At 55.2% G+C, this 21,013-nt stretch carries 27 protein-coding genes; 19 read left to right on the plus strand and 8 right to left on the minus strand.

Annotated elements, in window-relative coordinates:
- Nucleotides 1-38 precede the first annotated feature (38 nt).
- Genes Z945_RS0109970 through Z945_RS0109985 form a run of 4 tightly spaced genes read left to right on the plus strand, consistent with a single transcriptional unit; the run spans nucleotide 39 to nucleotide 4,240 of the window.
- Nucleotides 39-1,175, plus strand: a complete 1,137-nt coding sequence (locus tag Z945_RS0109970) for an ABC transporter ATP-binding protein (protein WP_420911457.1) — start codon at nucleotides 39-41, stop codon at nucleotides 1,173-1,175.
- A gap of 43 nt (nucleotides 1,176-1,218) precedes the next feature.
- Complete coding sequence (locus tag Z945_RS0109975) at nucleotides 1,219-2,094, plus strand: ABC transporter permease subunit (protein WP_025051962.1); 876 nt, start codon at nucleotides 1,219-1,221, stop codon at nucleotides 2,092-2,094.
- Nucleotides 2,091-2,912, plus strand: a complete 822-nt coding sequence (locus Z945_RS0109980) for an ABC transporter permease (protein ID WP_025051963.1) — start codon at nucleotides 2,091-2,093, stop codon at nucleotides 2,910-2,912. The genes Z945_RS0109975 and Z945_RS0109980 overlap by 4 nt, the downstream gene beginning before the upstream one ends.
- Entirely contained in the window at nucleotides 2,912-4,240 is a 1,329-nt protein-coding gene (locus Z945_RS0109985) for an NAD(P)/FAD-dependent oxidoreductase (RefSeq protein ID WP_025051964.1), read from the plus strand. Before Z945_RS0109980 ends, Z945_RS0109985 begins: the two co-directional genes overlap by 1 nt.
- Here the strand turns inward: Z945_RS0109985 and Z945_RS0109990 are convergent.
- Together Z945_RS0109990 and Z945_RS0109995 are read right to left on the minus strand one after the other, a co-directional pair.
- Nucleotides 4,237-4,914: a flagellar hook capping FlgD N-terminal domain-containing protein gene (locus Z945_RS0109990; RefSeq protein WP_025051965.1), complete on the minus strand. Its 678-nt coding sequence runs from the start codon at nucleotides 4,912-4,914 to the stop codon at nucleotides 4,237-4,239. The two genes, Z945_RS0109985 and Z945_RS0109990, sit on opposite strands and share 4 nt — an antisense overlap.
- A gap of 12 nt (nucleotides 4,915-4,926) precedes the next feature.
- On the minus strand, nucleotides 4,927-6,456 hold the full coding sequence (locus Z945_RS0109995) for a flagellar hook-length control protein FliK (RefSeq protein WP_025051966.1): 1,530 nt from the start codon (nucleotides 6,454-6,456) through the stop codon (nucleotides 4,927-4,929).
- A 115-nt stretch (nucleotides 6,457-6,571) separates the two neighbouring features.
- Here Z945_RS0109995 and Z945_RS0110000 point away from each other — a divergent pair, with 115 nt between their 5' ends.
- The 6 genes from Z945_RS0110000 to Z945_RS0110025 all read left to right on the plus strand — a co-directional run bounded on the left by Z945_RS0110000 (nucleotide 6,572) and on the right by Z945_RS0110025 (nucleotide 9,869).
- Nucleotides 6,572-6,859 carry a rod-binding protein gene (locus Z945_RS0110000; RefSeq protein ID WP_025051967.1) on the plus strand — a complete coding sequence of 96 codons (288 nt, stop codon included), beginning with the start codon at nucleotides 6,572-6,574 and terminating at the stop codon, nucleotides 6,857-6,859.
- The gene (locus Z945_RS0110005; protein ID WP_025051968.1) at nucleotides 6,840-7,202 is read left to right on the plus strand and encodes a flagellar protein FlgN; all 363 of its coding nucleotides are present in this window, start codon (nucleotides 6,840-6,842) and stop codon (nucleotides 7,200-7,202) included. The genes Z945_RS0110000 and Z945_RS0110005 overlap by 20 nt, the downstream gene beginning before the upstream one ends.
- A gap of 205 nt (nucleotides 7,203-7,407) precedes the next feature.
- Nucleotides 7,408-8,235 carry a flagellin N-terminal helical domain-containing protein gene (locus tag Z945_RS0110010; RefSeq protein WP_025051969.1) on the plus strand — a complete coding sequence of 276 codons (828 nt, stop codon included), beginning with the start codon at nucleotides 7,408-7,410 and terminating at the stop codon, nucleotides 8,233-8,235.
- Between the two features lie 73 nt (nucleotides 8,236-8,308).
- Nucleotides 8,309-8,680 (plus strand): flagellar biosynthesis regulator FlaF, encoded by a 372-nt coding sequence (gene flaF / locus Z945_RS0110015; RefSeq protein WP_025051970.1) that lies wholly within the window; start codon nucleotides 8,309-8,311, stop codon nucleotides 8,678-8,680.
- Nucleotides 8,677-9,081, plus strand: a complete 405-nt coding sequence (gene flbT / locus Z945_RS0110020; protein ID WP_025051971.1) for a flagellar biosynthesis repressor FlbT — start codon at nucleotides 8,677-8,679, stop codon at nucleotides 9,079-9,081. Before flaF ends, flbT begins: the two co-directional genes overlap by 4 nt.
- Entirely contained in the window at nucleotides 9,081-9,869 is a 789-nt protein-coding gene (locus tag Z945_RS0110025) for a DUF1217 domain-containing protein (RefSeq protein WP_037970838.1), read from the plus strand. Before flbT ends, Z945_RS0110025 begins: the two co-directional genes overlap by 1 nt.
- 2 nt (nucleotides 9,870-9,871) lie before the next feature.
- On the opposite strand, the gene Z945_RS0110030 is transcribed toward Z945_RS0110025, so the two are convergent.
- Nucleotides 9,872-11,251 (minus strand): FliI/YscN family ATPase, encoded by a 1,380-nt coding sequence (locus tag Z945_RS0110030; RefSeq protein ID WP_025051973.1) that lies wholly within the window; start codon nucleotides 11,249-11,251, stop codon nucleotides 9,872-9,874.
- An 82-nt stretch (nucleotides 11,252-11,333) separates the two neighbouring features.
- Here Z945_RS0110030 and Z945_RS0110035 point away from each other — a divergent pair, with 82 nt between their 5' ends.
- The 9 genes from Z945_RS0110035 to Z945_RS0110075 are packed head-to-tail and all read left to right on the plus strand — an operon-like array spanning nucleotide 11,334 to nucleotide 15,911.
- A complete protein-coding gene (locus Z945_RS0110035) occupies nucleotides 11,334-11,723 on the plus strand; it encodes a FlgB family protein (protein ID WP_025051974.1) in 390 nt (129 codons plus the stop codon).
- Nucleotides 11,724-11,735: 12 nt separating this feature from the next.
- Nucleotides 11,736-12,128: a flagellar basal body rod protein FlgC gene (flgC, locus tag Z945_RS0110040; RefSeq protein WP_025051975.1), complete on the plus strand. Its 393-nt coding sequence runs from the start codon at nucleotides 11,736-11,738 to the stop codon at nucleotides 12,126-12,128.
- Between the two features lie 38 nt (nucleotides 12,129-12,166).
- The gene (gene fliE / locus Z945_RS0110045; protein ID WP_025051976.1) at nucleotides 12,167-12,454 is read left to right on the plus strand and encodes a flagellar hook-basal body complex protein FliE; all 288 of its coding nucleotides are present in this window, start codon (nucleotides 12,167-12,169) and stop codon (nucleotides 12,452-12,454) included.
- Nucleotides 12,454-12,723, plus strand: coding sequence for a flagellar biosynthetic protein FliQ (locus Z945_RS0110050; RefSeq protein ID WP_025051977.1), 270 nt, complete (start codon nucleotides 12,454-12,456; stop codon nucleotides 12,721-12,723). The genes fliE and Z945_RS0110050 overlap by 1 nt, the downstream gene beginning before the upstream one ends.
- Before the next feature lies 1 nt (nucleotide 12,724).
- Nucleotides 12,725-13,435, plus strand: a complete 711-nt coding sequence (locus Z945_RS0110055; RefSeq protein WP_025051978.1) for a flagellar hook-basal body complex protein — start codon at nucleotides 12,725-12,727, stop codon at nucleotides 13,433-13,435.
- 20 nt (nucleotides 13,436-13,455) lie between these two features.
- On the plus strand, nucleotides 13,456-14,241 hold the full coding sequence (gene flgG / locus Z945_RS0110060; RefSeq protein WP_025051979.1) for a flagellar basal-body rod protein FlgG: 786 nt from the start codon (nucleotides 13,456-13,458) through the stop codon (nucleotides 14,239-14,241).
- Nucleotides 14,241-14,657 (plus strand): flagellar basal body P-ring formation chaperone FlgA, encoded by a 417-nt coding sequence (flgA, locus tag Z945_RS0110065; RefSeq protein ID WP_025051980.1) that lies wholly within the window; start codon nucleotides 14,241-14,243, stop codon nucleotides 14,655-14,657. The genes flgG and flgA overlap by 1 nt, the downstream gene beginning before the upstream one ends.
- A gap of 8 nt (nucleotides 14,658-14,665) precedes the next feature.
- Entirely contained in the window at nucleotides 14,666-15,397 is a 732-nt protein-coding gene (gene flgH / locus Z945_RS0110070; protein WP_025051981.1) for a flagellar basal body L-ring protein FlgH, read from the plus strand.
- Between the two features lie 10 nt (nucleotides 15,398-15,407).
- Entirely contained in the window at nucleotides 15,408-15,911 is a 504-nt protein-coding gene (locus Z945_RS0110075) for a hypothetical protein (protein ID WP_025051982.1), read from the plus strand.
- On the opposite strand, the gene Z945_RS20085 is transcribed toward Z945_RS0110075, so the two are convergent.
- The 5 genes from Z945_RS20085 to Z945_RS19605 form a co-directional block, all read right to left on the minus strand.
- Nucleotides 15,908-16,336: a hypothetical protein gene (locus Z945_RS20085; protein WP_025051983.1), complete on the minus strand. Its 429-nt coding sequence runs from the start codon at nucleotides 16,334-16,336 to the stop codon at nucleotides 15,908-15,910. The two genes, Z945_RS0110075 and Z945_RS20085, sit on opposite strands and share 4 nt — an antisense overlap.
- A complete protein-coding gene (locus Z945_RS0110085) occupies nucleotides 16,333-17,418 on the minus strand; it encodes an EscU/YscU/HrcU family type III secretion system export apparatus switch protein (protein WP_025051984.1) in 1,086 nt (361 codons plus the stop codon). The genes Z945_RS20085 and Z945_RS0110085 overlap by 4 nt, the downstream gene beginning before the upstream one ends.
- Nucleotides 17,415-18,188 (minus strand): flagellar biosynthetic protein FliR, encoded by a 774-nt coding sequence (locus Z945_RS0110090; RefSeq protein WP_025051985.1) that lies wholly within the window; start codon nucleotides 18,186-18,188, stop codon nucleotides 17,415-17,417. Before Z945_RS0110090 ends, Z945_RS0110085 begins: the two co-directional genes overlap by 4 nt.
- Nucleotides 18,185-20,209 (minus strand): flagellar biosynthesis protein FlhA, encoded by a 2,025-nt coding sequence (flhA, locus tag Z945_RS0110095; RefSeq protein WP_420911459.1) that lies wholly within the window; start codon nucleotides 20,207-20,209, stop codon nucleotides 18,185-18,187. The genes Z945_RS0110090 and flhA overlap by 4 nt, the downstream gene beginning before the upstream one ends.
- A gap of 63 nt (nucleotides 20,210-20,272) precedes the next feature.
- Nucleotides 20,273-20,725, minus strand: coding sequence for a transglycosylase SLT domain-containing protein (locus Z945_RS19605; protein WP_161634088.1), 453 nt, complete (start codon nucleotides 20,723-20,725; stop codon nucleotides 20,273-20,275).
- Between the last annotated feature and the right edge of the window lie 288 nt (nucleotides 20,726-21,013).

The following is a 21,013-nucleotide window of genomic DNA, read 5'->3' on the forward strand; positions in this document are numbered from 1 at the left end:
ACCGGTCGCGCCCCATTCACTTGCCCGCACAAACAGGGATGCCCCGCGTGAGCCAGACCGTATTCGCCCCTTGGGATGATCCGACCGAGAAGCCTTTGATCCGGTTTCAAAACGTCACCAAACGGTTCGGCACCTTTGTCGCCATCGACGATCTGACGCTTGATATTTACGAGCGGGAATTCTTTGCGTTGCTCGGACCTTCGGGTTGCGGCAAGACCACGATGATGCGGATGCTGGCCGGGTTCGAAACGATCAGCGAGGGCAAGATCGAATTGGCTGGCCAGGACATCGGCCATGTCCCTCCCAACGAGCGCGCAGTGAACATGATGTTCCAGTCTTACGCGCTGTTCCCGCATCTGAGCGTTTGGGATAACATCGCCTTTGGCCTCAAGCGGGATCGAAAGAGCAAAGCGGAAATCGACGCGCGCGTGGACGAGATGCTCAAGCTGGTCCGGCTGGAGAAGTTTGCACGTCGCAAGCCGCATCAAATTTCGGGTGGACAACGGCAGCGTGTGGCGCTGGCCCGGTCGTTGGCTAAGGCGCCCAAGCTGCTGTTGCTGGATGAACCCCTGGGCGCACTGGACAAAAAGCTGCGGCAGGACACGCAGTTTGAACTCATGGACATTCAGGAAACCACCGGCACTACCTTTGTGATCGTGACCCATGATCAGGAAGAAGCGATGACTGTTGCCTCTCGTGTGGCGGTCATGGACGAGGGTCGCATCATGCAGGTGGCGACCCCGGCGGCGATCTATGAACATCCCAACTCAGTCTATGTGGCGGATTTCATCGGTGACGTAAACATCATCAGCGGACAGACCAACGCGTCTGGAACGGACACCTATCGCCTGAGCTGGGCGGAGGGTCAGCAGCCCGTAACCGCGACATCGGACATTACATTCAGTGAAGGGCAAAAGGCACATTTGGCAATTCGGCCAGAAAAAATTCGCATCTCGACCGATCAGCCTGTCGATGCTGACAACAAGGTGCAAGGCAAGGTGCTCGACATCGCCTATCTTGGTAACCTCAGCACGTACCACGTTGAACTGCCGGGCGGGCAGGTGATCAAAGCGCAGACGGCAAACACCCGTCGCATCGCCCGGCGTGACATTACGTGGGAAGACCCCGTGTGGATATCATGGAACGCCACAGCTGGCGTGATGTTGGCAGAATGATGATGTGCAGGGCGGGATTAATGCGGCCGGAGGACGCTGACTGATGCGCCGCTTTGCCCTGATCGCGATCCCGTATCTTTGGTTGGTGTTGCTGTTTCTCGCACCTTTCCTGATCGTTCTCAAAATCTCCCTCTCCGATGCGGCACTGGCGATTCCACCCTATGCGCCGACACTGAAAGACGGGATCGGAACACTGATCGCCGAACTGGATTTCGAGAATTTCGTCTTTTTGACACAGGATGATCTGTATTGGAAAGCTTACCTTAGTTCCTTGCGCATCGCGCTGATCTCGACCTTGCTGACGCTGCTTGTCGGTTATCCCATTGCTTACGGCATGGCCAAAGCCCCGGATGAATGGCGCGCAACATTGATGATGGTGGTGATCCTGCCGTTCTGGACCTCGTTTCTGATCCGCGTCTATGCTTGGATGGGCATCCTCAGCAACGAGGGGCTGTTGAACCAACTGCTGATCTGGCTGGGTCTGATCGGGGAGCCGCTGACGATCCTGAACACCAACACAGCGGTCTATATTGGCATCGTTTATACCTACCTGCCATTTATGATTCTACCGATCTACGCGGCCCTCGACCGGCTGGATGCTTCGCTGGACGAGGCGGCGCAGGATCTGGGATGCACGCGCACGCAAGCCTTCTGGTTGGTCACCATTCCACTGTCCAAGAACGGGATTGTCGCGGGGTGTTTCCTTGTGTTCATCCCGGCGCTGGGCGAATTTGTGATCCCTTCGCTGTTGGGCGGTTCCGGGACGCTGATGATTGGCAAAGTGCTGTGGGAAGAGTTCTTCAATAACCGCGACTGGCCTGTCGCATCGGCGGTGGCGATCATTCTATTGCTGATCCTTGTGATCCCGATTGTCCTGTTCCAGCGCAACCAGCAAAAGCAGCAGGAGGCTGAACAATGAAGCGCATGTCGTGGTTCAATGTGACCTCGTTGACGCTGGGCTTTGCCTTTCTGTATTTGCCGATGCTTGTGCTGATATTCTACAGCTTCAACGCCTCGAAACTGGTTACTGTCTGGGCCGGGTTTTCTGTCAGATGGTACGGAGAGCTGTTGCAGAACGAGGCCTTTCTGGACGCCGCATGGGTGACTCTGAAAGTTGCTGTCATCTCCTCAAGCATCGCAACAGTGCTGGGCACGATGGCCGCTTATGTGCTGGTGCGCGGCGGACGTTTTATGGGACGCACGTTGTTTTCAGGCATGATCTATGCGCCGTTGGTGATGCCCGAAGTGATCACCGGCCTGTCGCTTTTGCTGCTGTTCATCGGCATCGGATTGGACCGCGGCGTGCTGACCATTGTGCTGGCTCATACCACTTTTTCAATGTGCTATGTTTCCGTTGTTGTCTCTTCCCGGCTGGTCAGTTTTGACCGATCGCTTGAAGAAGCTGCGCTTGATCTGGGCTCTACCCCTTGGGAAGCGTTCCGTCTGGTGACCCTGCCGATCATCGCGCCTGCGGTGATCTCGGGTTGGTTACTGGCCTTTACACTCAGCCTTGATGATCTGGTGATAGCCTCTTTCACAGCAGGCCCCGCCGCCACGACACTGCCGATCAAGATTTTCTCTGCCGTGCGATTGGGTGTTTCGCCGGAGATCAACGCGCTGTCCACGATCATGATTCTGATCGTGACCATCGGCGTCGTGACGGCCTCGCTCGTGACGAAGCAAGGTGTGATCCGTGCGCAGAAAGAGGCGCAGGCGGCAGAACGTGCGCCGGTCTGATGCGGCGTATCTATCCTGACTTTGCCTATTCTGACGGACCGCGTGCGGGATGTTGGTGGGATGAAACCTGCGCGCTGCCTGACCGTTCAGCCTTAGAAAAAGACATCGATTGTGACGTGGCTATCGTCGGCGGCGGCTTCACCGGTATATCTACGGCGTTGCATTTGGCAGAAGCCGGCGTATCGGTCGCGGTGCTAGAAAGCCGATATGTTGGCTGGGGCGCGTCCGGTCGGAATGGCGGATTTTGCTGTCTCGGTGGTGGGATGCTGGAAAATGCAGCCCTTGAGCGTGATTTTGGACAGCAAGGGCGCGCTGATTGGCGGCAAGCCGAGATGGATGCCATCCGTCTGGTCGAAGAATTACTGGATCGGTTCGGGATAGATGTGGACCGCCATTCTGACGGAGAAACCCAATTCGCCCATCGGCCCCGCGACTTCGCCCGCATGCGCCGGGACGTGCAGTACTATGCTGACAGCTACGGTCTTGAGGCCCGCCTAACAAGTCCTGCCGAGCTTGCGACCGAAGGGATGAACGCGGGATTTCATGGCGCGCTAACCGTGCCCATCGGTTTCGGCCTGAACCCGAGAAAATACATCATCGGATTGGCGCAGGCAGCAGAAGATGCGGGCGCAGAGATATTCCACAACACAGCCGTCGAAGATGTGTTGCAGGAGACTGGCCGCTATCGGTTAAGAACTTCCAAAGGCAGTGTGAACGCGCAAAAGGTAATTATCGCCACGAACGGCTACTCTGCTGAAGATTTGCCTGACTGGCTGGCGGGGCGCTATATGCCAACGCAATCCAGCGTTATCGTCAGCCGCCCCATGACCCAATCAGAATTGGGCGCGCAGGGGTGGACGAGTAGGCAAGCCTCCTATGACACACGTCATCTATTGCATTACTTTCGGCTGATGCCGGATAACCGCATGCTGTTCGGTGTGCGCGGTGGGCTGATGGCGCACGAAAGTTCAGAAGCCAGAGCGCTTGCACGGGCAAGAGCGGATTTCGACCGGATGTTCCCTGCGTGGCGGGACATTGATACGCCACATGGTTGGTCTGGTATGGTTTGTATAGCGAGAAACAGGATGCCCTATGTTGGTCCCGTACCCGAAACGCCGGGCATGTTTACCAGCCTGTGCTACCACGGGAATGGCGTCGCCATGGCAAGCTATTGTGGTGCTTTGCTGTCCGATCTGGTGCAAGGCCAAACGCCCCAGCGGGTCTATCCCAAAGCGATACAATGTCCTTTGGCGAAGTTCGAACTTGGGCGTTTTCGCCGCGCCATCATGCCCTTCGCCTATGCTGGGTTTGCCCTGTCAGACCTCTAGCTGTTCAAGGGTTCGCGCAAACCGGAAACATCAGTGGCAGAAATCGCCGCTCCGCCTTCGAGAATTAGGATGGGCGCGCCGTTCTCAAGCCGAGTTTCTACAATGCGAGCAAAGGTTTCGGTGGGTTCCACCAGAATAATCTCTCCATTAGCGCGGCTTTCGATATCAAAACTATAGACCCCGTTGGCAAAGGGTTCCCCGTCAGCAGAGACACCGGCCCAATCAAGAGGTTCAGCCGACACTGGAATGGACAAACGCTGCACTTCCTGACCTGACCCGTCCCGTACCACGAGAAAGACTTCGTCAGCGATGGCCGCGGGATTCGGGTTGATCTGGATCGGTGAGCCATCGAAATAGACCGGCGCAGTGGTGCATGCTTCCATACCGATCCAACTGGCCATCTGGGCCAGATTGCTTGAACCAAGTTGTGCGGTCAGTGCAGTCAGCAGGTCGTTTGAAAGGACCTGTTGTTCCACCATGGAAAACTGCGCCAGTTGCGCAGCATATTCAGACGAATCGATCGGCTCCAGCGGATCTTGATACTTGGCTTGCGCGGTCAGCATTTTGAGAAATGTCTCAAAATCCGATGACAGCACGCTATTGTTCTGTTCGGCGGCGGCTGAACTGGTGCTGCCGGAGGTCGCCGCGCTGGCGGCAAGAGCATTGATGTCCATGATTTGTCCCGTTCAAAGTCTGATATCGAGGCCGACAGTGGCCGCGAGAGTAAGATCGATCTGATGTGCAGCAGCGTCGTGCTGGATTTCGTTGATTGTCGTTTTAGACGTCTGATGAGAACCGGTCTCGCCGCTATCGCCGGTTTGATCTGGATTATCGCCGAAGAACGAAAACGCGATATCACTATACCCGATATTCTCGAACGCGGTTTCCAGGCTGGCGATATGACGGCGCAGGAGGTCCATCGTTTCAGGACGTTCGGCAAGTACGCTGACCACAATGCCACTTTCGGAAGAGGAAAGGGCAAGCCGTACGCGACCAAGCTCTTCGGGGCTGAGCGATATCCCAACCGGTCGGTTTGGCATGTGCTGTAAAGCTTCAACGATCTGTCGGGACAGATGTTGCGGCATGTCAGTGCGTGTCAGCGGTGTCGTTCCTTGCGTTGCTTGGATCGTGGCCGCATCGGCACGAAGCCCGGTTAGTGGATCAATGTCGCTTGCGAATGCTGTATTCAGTTTCGCTTCTGGCAGGGGGGGCACCGGGGCGAGAGGGGGCGCAATTGTGAATACCCCGCTACCAGCCAAAACTTTCGGCCCAATCTGCGCATTGGCTGTCACGTTTTCGGATGCTACTGCGGCGGTCGTCCTGCCATATAATGCAGGAGTTTGCAGGCTCATACTCTTATATCCAAGTTGGGGCTTGGGTTTAGCAGGTTGTGTTGATGTGGCGGTTTTCAGTTGCTGTGTCGCATCTTGTAAAGCAGCCTCTGATGCTTTCGGGTTCTGAGACATCTCTGTTAGTGGTGCTTGCGCAATGAATGATCCATTCAGATTATATCTGTGTGCGTTGACGCCTGAGGCGTTTTCAGTCGGTAGGGATGGTGCCGGCGCTGGCGTTGAACTGCGTAGAGATGAGTCAATTTTGCTCTTTGATGCTGCCATTCTCTGAGTTGGGGTTTCAGATGAGAGGGGGACTGCTTTGGCCTCAGTGGCCTTTCCGCCTACCTGGTGTGCATCATTAGGCTTCGGAACCGCTGCATCGGGCATTGATGTGCTGGTGATGGGCTGAATAGCGTGCCCCATTTCGCGCGTGGCACCACCTTCGGTCACAGGAGGGTTTGCCGGAAGGTTCAGAACAGAAACCTTACTCATGTCCAACGAGACCCTCGTTTCTGGTACATCATTCGCCATAGCGTTGGTGCGCAGCGGCAATGTTTCGGCCTTTAGTGCCGTCGTTTGGTTGGGCTTGCTGGATTGAGGCAAATTCAGCCCGGATTCGTCGCGCGGCTTCGAACTGGCGTCATCCGCATCTATGTCCGGTGGTGCATCCGTGTCTGAATCGGTTGCCTGCGCCAATTCGGTTTTGCCCTGAGCTGCTTTTGTAATTGGCACAGGTGACGCTGCTTGAAAAACGGCGTCAAAGGTAGCCACATCCGCCTGTGCCCTCTCATCGAGCGCAAAATTGTCAGTCTGGCGTGATTCCTGAGTTGTCCCCGTCGATGGGTTTGCCGATTGCTGGGTCAGATTAAGAATTGACTGCACAGTGTTCTCCGGGAGTTCTTCTCCGTTTGAAACGCTTATGGCCGCACATCGTTACCAGTTGTTTACTGGATTAGGCGCATGATCGACAAAATAGACCGCAATTTAAGGACCAACCATGGACCCGATCCGCGCCGTACCCGCAAAATCAAACATGGCGATACGAGATGCGCCACTCCTTGAAGCTGCCGAGAAGCTGGAGGCGAGTTTCCTTGCAGAAATGTTGAAAGCAGCAGGGTTTGGGACCTCGAGAGAAGAATTCGGCGGTGGTGCGGGAGAAGACCAATTTGCCTCTTTCCTGGTCCAGGAACACGCGATGGCAATGGTCCGTGCGGGCGGTATCGGACTAAGCGAATCGATTTACGAAGCTTTGAAGGAGCAGCAAGATGACAGACAAGATACGTAAAGCCACCACAGATGAATTGAACGATCTGCTGGACGAAGAACGCGAAGCGCTTTTGCAAGGCGATCTGGAAAAGCTGGCCGGACTCCTGGTGCCTAAAGAGACATTGATAGAGGCGTTGAACGCCGAAGCACAAACGGATCTTCCGCTGATGCAGATGCTTGATGGCAAGGTAAAGCGGAATCAGCTGCTGCTGAATGGTGCGCTGGACGGTATCCGCACAGTGTCGCAACGGATGGCCCGTTTGCGCGAAGTGAAGGGTGCGCTGGAAACCTATGGGGCGGATGGCAAGCGGCATAACCTGCCGGCCGGCACTACCGACTGCTCTGTTGAACGACGTGCATAAGCGTTTGACTAAAAACGGTTTGAATTGCGCCGTCGATATTCAGGAACCCTTAACAACTCTAGTCCAAATCTGAGCGTGCATCCGAGGTCGGGTGGCGCATCGCTTTCAACTCAAGCGAATGCATTCGTCAGAAAGACATGTCGTCTATCCCATCCAGGGCCGGGCATCACAGGCGCAAAGCGCTAATGACTAAAGGAAAAGCTTCATGTCGAGCATTCTTACTAACAATGGTGCAATGGTTGCACTTCAGACTCTGAAATCCATCAACTCCAACCTGTCCGACACGCAAAATCAGATTGCGACTGGTAAGGAAATCGGGTCTGCCAAAGACAACTCGGCCATTTGGTCGATCTCGAAAGTGATGGAAGCGGATGTTGCCGGTTTTGCTGCGGTATCCAAGTCGCTTGCGGTTGGCGAAGCGACTTTGGGTGTTGCTTCCGCCGGTGCTGAATCAATCGTCGAAACGCTGAAAGAGATGGAAGCGCTTGCGGTTGCCGGGGGTAGCGAAACGGCTGACTTCACAAAAATCCAGGCGGATATGGTGCAGAAAGCAGCCCAGATTACCGATACGATTGAAGCGGCACAGTTTAACGGCGTAAACCTGCTGTCTTCCGCTGGCGACCCACTGACGATTGTATCATCTGTCAACCGCGTTGGAACAGCTGCAGCAACTACTGATACTATCTCTGTTGCAAACCTCGATTTCGAAGCCAACATTGATGTTGCAGGGATGACTGCGATTGCTTCCTCCGCAGACGCAGCAACAGCATTCGGCGAGATCCAGGCCTTTCTGGCGACGGCTTTGACCGGTGCGTCCACAATCGGCGCCGCGGCAAGTCGGGTTGATAACCAGGCCACTTTTGTCAACAAGCTGAGTGACTCTCTCGAGGCTGGTATTGGCGCATTGGTCGATGCTGATATGGAAGCTGCCTCCGCGCGTTTGCAGGCACTCCAAACTCAGCAACAGCTGGGCGTTCAGGCTCTGTCGATCGCCAACCAGGCACCGCAGACGATCCTGTCTCTCTTCCGTTAAGCCATTGGGATCGGGGGGCGGAGCATCCTTCCCCCGACACCCGCGTACCATTCAATAAAAGGTAAGGTTTAACGTGAACGCATCATTAAGAGCCCAACACGCCTATGCGCCGACTTCTGCGCCGATCCGATCCGCGCGGAGTATCGAATACGACGTCATCGCAAGGATCACCTTTCGTCTCAAGAGAGCGATCGAGAGCGACAAATTTGGAGATATCGTTGAAGCCCTGCATGAAAACCGGGATTTATGGCGCGCCTTAGCTGTCGATGTTGCAGATCCCGACAACCAATTGCCGAAAGATTTGCGTGCGCGCATTTTCTATCTTGCCAAATTTACAGATATCCACACCAGCAAAGTGATACGTCGCGAGGATAATGCCATCGCTCTTCTCGAAATCAATACGGCTATCCTGCGAGGGCTGAAGCCAGCGGGGATTGACCAATGAGCGGTCTGGTTCTCAAGCTGAGTCCGAAGGAGCGCGTCTTGATCAACGGTGCTGTGATCGAGAATGGCGATCGGCGTAGCAGATTGTCTATCATGACGCCCGACGCACATATTCTACGTTTGCGCGACGCAATACATCCGGATCAGGCGACGACACCTGTACGCCGTGCTTGCCTAGCCATTCAAATGGTCCTTTCCGGGGACACCAGTTCGCGTAAAGCGCATCATGGGTTGTTGCGACAGGTCGAAGAATTAAGCCAGGTTTTTCAGGATATTGATAGCCGTCGGATTTTGGCGGAGGCCAGTGAAGCGGTAATCGATGGACAACATTATCGCGCGCTGAAGTCGCTGCGCGGCATGTTGCCTCGGGAAGATCGCCTTTTGGCGATCAGGCCAAGCTGATGTACCAGCCAGTCGTTCCAGCCAGCGGTCTGACAGGATGGCGCTTTCTCCAGCGCACGTACGATTCTCAATTCGCCAGCTTTAACCAATCTACCGTTCTTCAGCGGGACACAGAGTATTTCGCCGATAAGATTTCGGAGATATCCAGTGCCGAGGAACTGGTTTCGGACCGGCGTTTGCTCAGCGTTGCTTTGGGTGCATTCGGTCTGCAGGATGACATCAACAATAGATATTTTATCCAGAAGGTTCTGGAAGAGGGCACTGCCAGCAGCGACACCCTTGCGGTTCGGCTGTCTGACAGCCGGTACCAGGATTTGTCCGATGCCTTCGGTTTCGGCCCGGCTGCCTCGAACCAAATAGGGACGGGCAATTTTGCCGAGGACATCATCGCGCGATACAAGGCAGCTAGTTTCGAAGTCGCCGCAGGGACACAGGATAATGCATTGCGCATCGCACTTTATGCTCAGCGCGAGTTACCCGAGCTTGCTGCGAGAGATGCATCAATAAATACGAAATGGTTCACCGTTCTGAGCGATCCGCCCATGCGCGAATTATTCGAACGTGCGTTCAATCTCCCTAGCAGTATTGGTCAAATTGATATCGACCAACAATTGGGGGTGTTCAAAGACCGCGCTGTTTCGGTTTTCGGCACAGACGATCTTGCCATGTTTGACGATCCTGACATGGTTCAGGATGCCATCACCAAGTTCATTGTCCGAGATCAGTTGAGTGCCCTTGATGCGAGCATGTCTGGGTCTTCAATTGCGCTGACACTTTTGCAAGGTTGACATTAAGTTCCATCAGATGGGGATGGTGCCGGCCGCTGGTGCGCAGAATTTCCCGCTGACTTGGCCCGGCGTAAAATAAGACCCAGTTGCTGGAAGCTGTGCGCGCAATCATGTGTAGCAGGCTGGGCCAAGAAGGCATCCAAATCTGCCGAAAGTGCAATAGCCTGATCCAACTCTGGGTCGCTGCCTTGCGTATATAGACCGGCGCGGATCATGATGGCGTTCCGATCATAGAGTGACAGCATCCGGCGCGCTTGGTGCAGAAGCACATTTTCCGAGACTGAGGCTGCTTCTGGCAAACTACGGGAAACGGATTGCAGGACATCGATTGCCGGATAACGCCCGCGTTCTGCGATGCTGCGGTCAAGCACGATATGTCCGTCCAGAACGCCACGCAATATATCTGCAATAGGTTCATCCATATCTGATCCAGCAACGAGAACGGAAAACAGCGCGGTAATATCGCCTTGTGTGTCCTGACCTGGACCGGCCCGTTCACACAAAGACATAATCATATGAGCAGTGGACGGCGGATATCCCCGAAGCACCGGCGCTTCGCCTGCAGCAACGGCCACTTCGCGGTGTGCTTCCGCAAATCGCGTAATCGAATCGGCGAGCAGCAAAACGGATTGCCCAGCATCCCGAAAGTGTTCGGCTACGGCCATTGCAGTCCAGGCGCAGCGTCGCCGCTGCAACGCGGATTGATCGGAAGTGGCCGCGACTATGACACTGCGTTTCAACCCTTTTTCCCCGAGGACTTGTTCGACGAAATGGCGCACTTCGCGCCCGCGTTCGCCGATCAGCGCAATGACGACGACATCTGCTTCTACGTTTTGCGCGAGTGTTCCTAAAAGGCTGCTTTTGCCAACGCCAGATCCAGCGAAAAGCCCAATCCGCTGTCCCCTCACGAGCGGCAAAAGGGTATTTGTAACCGCAAGGCCGGTGTGCAGCCGCACACCCAACGCACGTCTGCTGCCCGCATCCGGAGGGGCCCGACGCAGCGGTCGTGCAAGAGCGCCACGTAGTAGGGGTTTGCCGTCCAGCGGTCGCCCGGACGGATCAACAATGCGTCCCATCCATGTATCAGCTGGCGCAATCACCCCGTCATCGGAGAGAATGGCACGGTTTTGCAATGCGATGCCGTCTGGTGCCTGCTCAGGTAGCGCGACAACTGTATCGTTCTTCAACTGCACCACCTCGCAGGCTAACGCCGGGAGCTCTTTGCGCTGGATCGAAAGCCAATCCCCGATTCGTGCGACGCCGCCCAGTCCGGCGATATCAATTACCCCGGCACGCACCTGAACCACGCGCCCCACAGGGCGTACGGCCTTTAGCGTTTCGATCTGGGCACGAAGTCCGCTCAATTGATCCGCAGTGGTCATGAGATTCCTTTGAAGTCTGCTCACCCTTTCTAAAGGAATCGGGGTTAAGTCTTGGTTGAAATCGGTCGAGGGAGAAACCCCGATGTTTGAAAACATAGATATCTTCAGGATGTCAGCCGCGATGGCACGGCATGCCGGACAAAAGCAGGCGGTCGTTGCGCAGAACGTGGCGAACGCGGATACGCCGAACTACAAAGCCCGCGACATAGCGGACTTTGCGAATACGTATGTGCCCGCAGATAACGCAGGAGCGCAAAGGGCGACCCGCGCCCAACACCTACACGGTGCTTTGAATGGCTCAATGCCGACTGCCGCCGTTGTCGAGCGCGATCAAGCCAGCCCGAACGGCAATCAGGTCTCGCTTGAAACGGAAACCCTCAAATCCGTGGATGCCAAACGCCAGCATGATCGCGCGCTCGCCATTTACAAGACAGCTTTGTCGGTGCTGCGCACCAGCATCCGTATGACTTGAGGGGGGGGGTATATGAGCGAATTTGCAAAAGCACTTAGTGTTTCATCAAGTGGGCTGAGGGCGCAGGCGGCCCGTCTGAGGCACTTATCCGAGAATATTTCAAACGCGGACACGCCCGGATATCGACGCAAAACAATCTCTTTCGAGACCGCGTTGAAAGATCGGGACGCCGTATCCGAAGTCGCGGTTGGGCGGGTCCGATTGGACAAGACTGAGCTCGAGACAATTTACGATCCGTCCCATCCGCTGGCTGACGAGGCGGGTCAATACGACGGATCGAACGTGAACCTGCTGATTGAATTGGCAGACGCCCGCGAGGCGCAGCGCAGCTATGAGGCAAATCTCAAGATGTTTGAACAAACCCGAAAGATGTCTTCGGGATTGATGGACCTTCTGCGTCGGTAAAGCCGCGCAGAACTGATGCAAAATAAAGGAGTTCCAGAATGGAAATCAAAGGACTTTCAGTAGCCCAGAAATATGCCGCCGCCCGCCCGGCGACCGAACCCAACCCCGCCACAGGCGCGATGGCGGCGTTGAAAGGCGTCGCAACAGATTTTGCAGCTGCTTTGGCGGAGGGCGAGCAAACATCTAAAGCCGCGATGATCGGCGGGGCAGACCCGCATTCGCTCGTGACTGCTTTGGCACAGACAGAGCTCGTTGTCGAAACCGCGGTCACGGTGCGCAACAAAGTCGTCGAAGCCTATCAGGAGATTCTCAGGATGCCGGTTTGATGCTCGACGAGATCCTGTTTTTTGACACTCTACGTCAGGGTCTTTGGGTGGGGATGGTGATCTCTTTACCAATCCTCACGGTCGCACTCTTGACAGGTGTTTCCATCGGACTGATCCAAGCGCTTACCTCCATCCAGGAGATGACGCTGACTTTCGTACCGAAACTCGCGGCGATCGGCGCGGTGTTTTGGCTTTCGATGGGCTTCATGACCCAAACTCTCATCTCGTTTTTTCACGACCGTATCATCCCACTGGTGATTGGAGGATAAAATGGAACACGCCGGATACACGACATTAAGCCGACAGTCGGGTCTTGCCCGGGAAATGCAGATCGTCGCTAACAATATCGCGAACGCAGCAACCACGGGGTACCGTGCGGAAGGGCTGATTTTTTCAGAATATGTTAAGCCGGTGGACCGCGGTGCATCGCTTTCGATGGGCCAGGGGAACGTGCACAGCACCTCTTTTGCGCAAGGCACATTGACCCAAACGAACGCGCCTTTCGACCTTGCGATTGAAGGCGACGGATTTTTTCTGATCGAAACGCCTCAGGGCGAACGGTTAACCCGTTCAGGGGCATTTTCCCCTAGCGCGGAGGGCGATTTGGTAACCTACGACGGCTTTCGCGTTCTGGATGCGGGCGGCGGGCCGATCTTTGTACCGCCCAGTGGCAATATCGCCGTGTCATCTGATGGCACGCTCAGCGCTGATGGCAATCCGCTTGGCCAGATCGGCGTCGTTCGCCCGCTCGACCCTATCAATATGGTGCGGGAGGATGGCGTGATGTTTCGTGCGGACGATGGGTTCGAACCTGCCGAAACGGCTCGCGTACTGCAGGGTTTTGTCGAGAATTCGAACGTTAATCCCATCACCCAACTGGCCCGGATGATCGAGGTGCAGCGCGCCTATGAACTCGGCCAGAGCTTTCTTGAGACAGAAGACGAACGTGTCCGCACGGCGCTTAAGTCGCTGATGACCTAACCGAACAGAAGGAAACATTCATGCGTGCCCTCAAAATTGCCGCAACCGGCATGTCCGCCCAACAGATGCGGGTGGAAACGATTTCAAACAACCTGTCGAACATGTCGACAACCGGTTACAATGCACGCCGGGCGGAGTTTGCGGATCTGCATTACCAGCAGATGTCTCGCGCGGGTGCCATCAACGCATCCGATGGTACAGTATTACCAACGGGTGTTCAGCTGGGCCTCGGCGTGCGTCCCGCCGCCGTTTCCGTTCAACTGGCCCAAGGTGGTCTTTCCGCCTCGGGTGGTGATCTGGACATCGCGATTAACGGCAAAGGGTTCCTGGAGGTGACGCTGCCCTCAGGTGCAGCGGCCTATACCCGAGATGGTGGACTAAAACGCACTGGCGAAGGGTTGATTGTCACCTCGGACGGCCATCCGATTGCCCCCGAAATTGTTATTCCGGAAGATGCCCGCGACATTTCGATCAACGCCGATGGCGAGGTCTATGCCTATTTCGAAGACAATGCGGCGGGTCAGCTGTTGGGGCAGTTCAACCTCACTGGATTCTCGAACGCAAAAGGGCTCGAAGCGCTCGGCAGTAACTTGTTCTCGGAGACCGAAGCCTCTGGGCCACCACTGGTATCAACCCCCGGCCAAGACGGATTGGGCATTGTCCGACAAGGATACCTTGAGGACAGCTCTGTTGATGCGGTGCGCGAGATAACCGAGCTGATCGAGGCGCAGCGCGGGTATGAGATGAACGCCAAGGTTATCTCTGCTGCCGACCAGATGATGGGCGCAACGACGCAGGTCCGCTGATGATTTTGCGCAGCCTTCTCTGTCTTTGCTGTGCCATGCCTGCATGGGCCGATACCGTGGTACCGACCCGCACGATCCGGGCAGAAGCGATCATTCTCGAGACGGATGTCACCTTGGTAGAAAACAACCAAACGGCGGGCTACGTAAGATTGCCGGATGTTGTCGGACAAGAGGCGCGCGTGGTGCTTTATCCCGGGCGGCCCATCGGCATTGACGATATCGGACCACCGGCCATTGTGACGCGCAACCAATTGGTACGCGTCGTGTTTCAAGCGCATGGTCTTGAAATTCTTACCGAAGGTCGGGCGCTTGAGCGCGGGGCTGCCGGTGACCGTGTGCGCATTATGAACTTGTCATCCCGCACCACACTTTTTGGTCAGGTGGAACCTGACGGCAGTATTCAGGTCAGCCGATAGGAAACCGCATGAGAAACTTTAAATTGTACATTTGTGCAACGGCACTTGTCATTGCTGGCTGCACCACTTCTGACGAAATTGGGAAACCGCCTGCGTTCAACCCCGCCCGCGAAACCGCAGAGCATACAGCGATGGTCGAGCCAGGCTTGCCCCTGCGAATTGAGGAGGTCAGATTGGTCGACCGTGCATCGCTTTGGTCCGGAACACGTCAGTCTTTGTTAGGGGACAGGCGCGCGATGCAGCGCGGCGATATCCTGACGGTTGTGATCGAGATCGATGAAAGAGCTGAGATTTCAAACGCAACAGATCGTTCGCGCAACGGTGCTGAAAACCTCGGCGTGCCTGACTTCATCGGATTCCCCCAAAGGTTGGACAACCGTTTGCCAGAAGGAGCAAGCTCGGCTGATCTGGTGGGCATAAATTCCAGCAGCAGCTCTTCGGGAGATGGATCGGTCAAGCGAAATGAAAAGCTGACCTTGCGGGTGGCTGCTACTGTCATTGATGTCTTACCGAATGGTGTCTTGTCGATCTCTGGTTCACAGGAATTACGGGTGAATTTTGAACTGCGGGAGTTATTGGTAACGGGCTATGTCCGGCCGGCAGATATTTCACGCCAAAATGAAATTACCTACGACAAGATCGCATCCGCCCGCGTTTCCTATGGCGGACGTGGACAGATAACCGATGTCCAGCAGCCGCGTTACGGACAGCAAATTCTGGACGTTATGCTCCCATTCTAAGGAATACCTTATGCTGAAGAAGATATTGCCGATCGTGTTCCTGCTTGTTGGTTCCGGCGTCGGGGTTGGGGCGGGTATGGTCCTCCGCCCAGCGGCGGAGGAAGGCTCTGTCGAAACCGAACAGACTGTGGATCAGGCTGCTAAAGTCGAAAAAGAAGAACCTTTTGGCCCTGACAATCCCGCGCCTCAGATGGAATATGTCAAACTAAGCAATCAGTTTGTCGTTCCAATCGTGAAAGATCAGGCGGTCGTCGCTTTGGTTGTTCTCGCGCTTAGCATCGAAGTGCCCGAAGGTTTCAAAGACGGCGTTTTCCAACGTGAGCCGAAACTGAGAGACAGTTTTCTCCAAGTGCTGTTTGACCACGCTAATATCGGCGGGTTCGATGGTGCTTTTACGTCTGCTCCAAATCTCGAACTTCTACGCAACGCACTGCGCGAGGTTGGCCAAAAAGATATGGGTGCAGACATCATAAAAGACGTCTTGATCCTCGAAATCGCGCGGCAAGATTACTAAAGGTTCTCGTTTCGGTTTGTCAGGGAGTGTTCAACCGCCTGGTCCAACATGCGGCGCGCGGTATCGGCGCGCTTAATTTTTTTCTGTTCGCGGATCACTTCCTCGAGGGCGATAACCTTACCAAATGCTCGCTTTACTTTGCGCTGCTCGAACTCCTTTATCGCGAGAATTCGGGCTAATTGCATGTTGAGCTTTGTCCGCGAGCGACCAAGCCAACCCTGCCATAGCAGATCGGCACCAATAGCTCGCATCGAATCGACCGCCTCAGCCTCCTGTGCAGTACTGCGCCCCATCTCGTCCAATCGTGCAAGTTCAACCCGTAGCCGGCTTTCTTTACCCAGAATTTTTTCGAATGCTTGGCGCTGGTGATCATACCGGAGTTGGCTGACCGCCAGCAATTCTTCGAGTGCGGCGCAATCGCTCATACCTTCCCCCGCGCACGCTGGCGCATGTCTTCGGCAAAGCGGATGGCGGCAGCCACCGCGCGATAGAGATCTGGTGCAATTTGATCGCCAATGTCGGTTGTCGCATGAAGAGACCGCGCGGTGGGCGGGTCACTATGGATGGGCACCCCGTGTTCCTGCGCAATTTCACGAATGGCCTTAGCAATTTCGTCGACGCCTTTGGCAACGCAGACCGGTGCGGAGCCTTTCTCACGGTTCCATTTCAGGGCAACAGCATAATGGGTCGGGTTGACCACGACCACATCCGCAGCCGGTACATCGGCCAACATCTGGTTTTGCGCAATCGACATCGCTCTCTGACGCCGCTCCTGTTTCATATGCGGGTCGCCTTCCGCATTTTTTGCTTCGTCCATAAGTTCTTTGTGCGACATCATGTTTTTGCGCAGATGTTCAAAGTGCTGCCACACCGCGTCAATTGTTCCGATGCCGCCGGAAATCAGAACGACAATGAACATAAATGCGATGCAGAGTTCCGTCAAAAGCGCGAGTACGAGGTGAGGTTCGGTATGCAGCACGGCGATCATGTCGGGCATCCGACCCGCGATAAAGAACGCAAGACAGCAAGAGTAGAATAGCAGCTTCGTAAAGCTTTTGATCCATTCGAATACGCCGGACCGTCCGAATTTGTTCTTGGCGTTGGCCAAGATTGATATGCGCGAGAGTTTGGGTGCAAGCTTGCTGGGTGCAAATACCCATGCGCGTTGGGCAAAGACTGAAAGGACGACCGCAAGTGCGGGCAGAACAAAAAGCGGTGCAAGACCTGTGATCACTGGAATCATCAGACCTGCCATCGGTGCCGCAGGTTCACCTTCAAAAAACAGCGGCGCGAGATTGGTGGCCTGATCAATCATGATCATCAAAGCTGTACCTGCCTCGCGTACGCCGGTTGCGCCGAACATTGTCACCGCAATCAAAAGCCCGGCGTAACCGGCTGCTGTCATCAAATCGGTTGATTTGGCGATCTCGCCTTTTCTGCGTGCTTCAAGAAGCTTTTGCGGCGTGGCGTCAAAGGTCTTGGCGTTGTCATCCTCGTCACCACTCATGGCGGCATCCGAAACGGGTTGGCGAGGTAGGCATCAAGCGCCTGCATCCAGTGCTGGAGCATAAAAGGTGAAGCCAGTGCCAGAACGAAAAGCCCCCCGGCGGTGATGACAGGAGCGCCGACAAACGCGACCATCAACTGCGGCATCGCTTTATTGATCGCGCCAAGGGTCAAATTGTAAATGATTGATAAAATGACGAATGGTGCCGCCAACGTGAAAGCCAGCCCAAAAGCCTGTGCAATTCGGGAAACACCCCACGTTGATACAGTACTACCACCGGGGAACTGACCCATCGGCAGCAGATCATAAGATAGGATGATCAAAGACGCGGCTTTTATATGAAGCCCTGTTATGGTCACAAGCGCCAAGCCGGCGATGATCAGGATGTACCCCATCGCGGGAAGTGGGTCTGACACAGCCCCACCAAGAATTTGTGAAAGCGATGTTGATTGTGCAGCTATGGAACCTGCAGTTTGAAGCGCAAGTACGAAAAGCCGGATACCAATCCCCAGCAGAAAACCGGCAAGTGTTTCGGTCATTACCAACAGAGTAAGCGTATCGAAACTCGGGGTCCGATCAGTTAGACGGATAGCGGGTGCGACAATCAATACGAAACACAAAACGATGACCAGCTTGATCCGCGCTGGCACGGTACGTTCGCCAAAAGCGGGCAGAAGTGCAACCAGGGCACCGACACGTAGAAATACGGCAATGCCATGCCACAGGAAGTCGTTCGAGATATTCAGCAAATTGGCCAACTGCCCTGTCATGCGTCGACCACTCCAACCAACGAAGGTCGCGCGTCCAATCCTATTTCTTCGAAGGACAGCACCGGGTTTGAAATGCCGCGGGCTTGCATCACCGTCCGCAGGAAACGCCGCCGGCGGGTATTGGTGACCAGCGCCGGATAAATTCCGTTTTGCCCTGCGTCGCTTAGCTTGTCAGACGCCCTCTCCGCCAATTTGTTGAACAACTCTGGCGGTAGAGCAATATCCACGCCCCGATCGCTATCGACCTGATAGGTGGCAAACGTGTCTTCCCATTCGGGAGCAAGCTGAACAAGCGGAAGTGTCCCGTCCATACGCCGCAGTTCCGCAACGAGTTGAAAACCCAATCGTTGGCGAACATGTTCGCAGATCGCTTCGGGTTGGGCATTCTGGCCGCGTGCCTCTGCAACAGCCTCAAGGATCAGCGGTAGATTGCGTATCGAAACCTGCTCGTCCAACAACAGGCGCAACACCGCATGAAGCACGTCAATCGGCACCTTATCGGGAATCATTTCGTCCAGCATCTTGCGGTTGGCTTCCGCCCGTACCGGATTAGAGATATTTGACATTTCGTTCAGGGTTCTGCGTAGCGATTTCAGGGTCAGCAAACGGCTGAAGTTGTGCTTGATCACCTCCAGTAGATGAGTCGCCAGGATCTCAGTCGGGGTGACCAGTGTGACGCCAGCTAGTACCGCGGCCTCCCTGTCTTTGTTGTTAATCCAACGGGCAGGGGCACCATAGACGGGCTCGACCGTGTCGGTCCCGCCTGGGAGCGCGCCGCGATCTTCGGGCGCAAGAGCGAGAATCTGCTCGGGGTTCAATTCTGCGCGGGCCTGCTCGACCCCCTGAATGCGAATGACATAGGTGCCGGTGCTCAGGGCGGAGTTATCGGTAAGTCGGATCTCCGGTAGGATCAGTCCAAAGACAGACGCGACATGTGTGCGCATCTTGCTGATGCGGGTGTCGAGGCCGGTCCCGGGGTCGAGCACCATATTGACAAGGTCTGGCGCGAATTCGACATGCACATCATCCAGCTCAAGGATGTCGCCCAACGATTTTTCGGGCGGTAGTGCGTCGGACATATCCGCGACAGGCTGAACATCCTTGGCTTTTTTCGCAGCAGCATAGCCAACATAGGCGGCTACGGCCAAACCGACTCCGCCCACCATAAACGGTAAAAACGGCAATCCGGGAAAGAGGCCGAAGGCGAACATTAGCACCGCAACGGTGGCTAGTGCCGACGGGTACTTTCCAAGTTGGTTGAATATTGCAAGGTCTGTTGCGCCATGGGTGCCGCCTCGTGCCAACAAAAGCGCAGAGGCTATGGAAATAATGACGGCTGGAATTTGCGAAACCAAACCGTCCCCGACCGTCAGAATGGCATAAGTTTCAAAAGCGTCGCCAACTGCCATGCCATGAACGGCCACACCCATGACAAGGCCGGCAACCAGATTGAGAAGGGTGATCAGCAGGCCGGCGACTGCATCACCTTTGACGAACTTAGAGGCACCGTCCAACGACCCGAAGAAGGTGGTTTCCTGCTGCTCGCGTTCGCGGCGCTCTTTGGCTTCGACATGGGTAATCGCGCCAGCCGACATGTCACTATCGATGGCCATCTGTTTGCCCGGCATGCCATCAAGCGCAAAGCGGGCACCCACTTCGGCCATGCGCGTGGCCCCTTTGTTGATCACCATGAAATTCACGATCAATAGTACGCAAAACACGACCAAGCCCAGAAAGACCGATCCGCCCATGACAAATTGGGCGAAACTTTCGATCACATCCCCGGCAGCGTTGGTGCCAGTGTGGCCTTCACCGATAATCAGTTTTGTCGAAGAGACGTTGAGCGACAACCGCAACATCAACGAAGCCAGCAGGATTGTCGGGAAAGCCGAGAAATCCAAGGGGCGTTCAATAAAAAGGGTGACTGTGAAAATCAGAATTGCGAGGGCGAAAGATACCGCAAGGCCAGTGTCCAACACCCAAGAGGGCATGGGCAAGATCATCATTACGATCACCGCCATAAGGGCGACGGCAAGCAAGATCGTGGGGTTGAATATGGCCTGAGCGTTGAGCTGTTTCACGGTTCAGCCCCCGAAATCTGTAGCGAAGAGGCTGGCTGAATCGCTTGTGCTCTTTGCGGTGCGCTTGTCTGCAGCCGTTTCGGGAACGAGGGTCAAACCCGTCGAGATCGCGGGGGCTTTGGTAGCTTTGTTGGTCCCAAAATCTTGACTGATTGCAGAATTTTGCTGAGCATTGAGTTGAGCAAACTGGGGGGGTTCGGACTGGTATGCGACGACGGCCTTGGTCCAATCGCCTTGCTGGGTATAAAGTTGTTTGAGAACTCGTGCGACGTGCCGCGCATTGATCAAAGGGTCAAACATCTCGTCAATCGACTTGAATGCTTGGCTGTGCAGTCGATAGTTGATTTGAAAGCAGCCAATATTAATGTCGCGCGCGCCTGCTATGAAATGCCGAAACACATGTGCTTTTCCCTGCTGAGGCTTATCGAACCACAAGCTGCTGCCGTTTACGTTCACGGTCCATGGCCAGGGGTGTAAGCTAGCGCTGTCAGTACTGGCCGTTTCGGATCGAAATATCCCCCGCAGAACGTCCAAGGGAACGCTTGCTTCTAAAGCTATGCGCACCAAAGCGTCTTCACAGATTTGCGCAGGGTCTTCGAAGGCAGCGGCCGGAGCGGGGGCCCATCCAATTAGCACACAACTGAATAAACAGGTGAGGATAACCTGTAATTCCAAGAATAATCGCATTCTACCGTCTCCACATCACGTTCTGTGACAGGTTCAAGCTACGCGGCCTTGGTTTAT

The organism is Sulfitobacter noctilucae (assembly GCF_000622365.1).
GTDB lineage: Bacteria > Pseudomonadota > Alphaproteobacteria > Rhodobacterales > Rhodobacteraceae > Sulfitobacter > Sulfitobacter noctilucae.

What these genes read in the sequence shown, in the direction of transcription:
- Z945_RS0109970 (WP_420911457.1), top strand. Translation starts at nt 39, where the DNA reads ATGCCCCGCGTGAGCCAGACCGTATTCGCCCCTTGGGATGATCCGACC.
- Z945_RS0109975 (WP_025051962.1), top strand. Translation starts at nt 1,219, where the DNA reads ATGCGCCGCTTTGCCCTGATCGCGATCCCGTATCTTTGGTTGGTGTTG.
- Z945_RS0109980 (WP_025051963.1), top strand. Translation starts at nt 2,091, where the DNA reads ATGAAGCGCATGTCGTGGTTCAATGTGACCTCGTTGACGCTGGGCTTT.
- Z945_RS0109985 (WP_025051964.1), top strand. Translation starts at nt 2,912, where the DNA reads ATGCGGCGTATCTATCCTGACTTTGCCTATTCTGACGGACCGCGTGCG.
- Z945_RS0109990 (WP_025051965.1), bottom strand. Translation starts at nt 4,914, where the DNA reads ATGGACATCAATGCTCTTGCCGCCAGCGCGGCGACCTCCGGCAGCACC.
- Z945_RS0110000 (WP_025051967.1), top strand. Translation starts at nt 6,572, where the DNA reads ATGGACCCGATCCGCGCCGTACCCGCAAAATCAAACATGGCGATACGA.
- Z945_RS0110005 (WP_025051968.1), top strand. Translation starts at nt 6,840, where the DNA reads ATGACAGACAAGATACGTAAAGCCACCACAGATGAATTGAACGATCTG.
- Z945_RS0110010 (WP_025051969.1), top strand. Translation starts at nt 7,408, where the DNA reads ATGTCGAGCATTCTTACTAACAATGGTGCAATGGTTGCACTTCAGACT.
- flbT (WP_025051971.1), top strand. Translation starts at nt 8,677, where the DNA reads ATGAGCGGTCTGGTTCTCAAGCTGAGTCCGAAGGAGCGCGTCTTGATC.
- Z945_RS0110025 (WP_037970838.1), top strand. Translation starts at nt 9,081, where the DNA reads ATGTACCAGCCAGTCGTTCCAGCCAGCGGTCTGACAGGATGGCGCTTT.
- Z945_RS0110030 (WP_025051973.1), bottom strand. Translation starts at nt 11,251, where the DNA reads ATGACCACTGCGGATCAATTGAGCGGACTTCGTGCCCAGATCGAAACG.
- Z945_RS0110035 (WP_025051974.1), top strand. Translation starts at nt 11,334, where the DNA reads ATGTTTGAAAACATAGATATCTTCAGGATGTCAGCCGCGATGGCACGG.
- flgC (WP_025051975.1), top strand. Translation starts at nt 11,736, where the DNA reads ATGAGCGAATTTGCAAAAGCACTTAGTGTTTCATCAAGTGGGCTGAGG.
- fliE (WP_025051976.1), top strand. Translation starts at nt 12,167, where the DNA reads ATGGAAATCAAAGGACTTTCAGTAGCCCAGAAATATGCCGCCGCCCGC.
- Z945_RS0110050 (WP_025051977.1), top strand. Translation starts at nt 12,454, where the DNA reads ATGCTCGACGAGATCCTGTTTTTTGACACTCTACGTCAGGGTCTTTGG.
- Z945_RS0110055 (WP_025051978.1), top strand. Translation starts at nt 12,725, where the DNA reads ATGGAACACGCCGGATACACGACATTAAGCCGACAGTCGGGTCTTGCC.
- flgG (WP_025051979.1), top strand. Translation starts at nt 13,456, where the DNA reads ATGCGTGCCCTCAAAATTGCCGCAACCGGCATGTCCGCCCAACAGATG.
- flgA (WP_025051980.1), top strand. Translation starts at nt 14,241, where the DNA reads ATGATTTTGCGCAGCCTTCTCTGTCTTTGCTGTGCCATGCCTGCATGG.
- flgH (WP_025051981.1), top strand. Translation starts at nt 14,666, where the DNA reads ATGAGAAACTTTAAATTGTACATTTGTGCAACGGCACTTGTCATTGCT.
- Z945_RS0110075 (WP_025051982.1), top strand. Translation starts at nt 15,408, where the DNA reads ATGCTGAAGAAGATATTGCCGATCGTGTTCCTGCTTGTTGGTTCCGGC.
- Z945_RS20085 (WP_025051983.1), bottom strand. Translation starts at nt 16,336, where the DNA reads ATGAGCGATTGCGCCGCACTCGAAGAATTGCTGGCGGTCAGCCAACTC.
- Z945_RS0110085 (WP_025051984.1), bottom strand. Translation starts at nt 17,418, where the DNA reads ATGAGTGGTGACGAGGATGACAACGCCAAGACCTTTGACGCCACGCCG.
- Z945_RS0110090 (WP_025051985.1), bottom strand. Translation starts at nt 18,188, where the DNA reads ATGACAGGGCAGTTGGCCAATTTGCTGAATATCTCGAACGACTTCCTG.
- flhA (WP_420911459.1), bottom strand. Translation starts at nt 20,209, where the DNA reads ATGGCGGTGATCGTAATGATGATCTTGCCCATGCCCTCTTGGGTGTTG.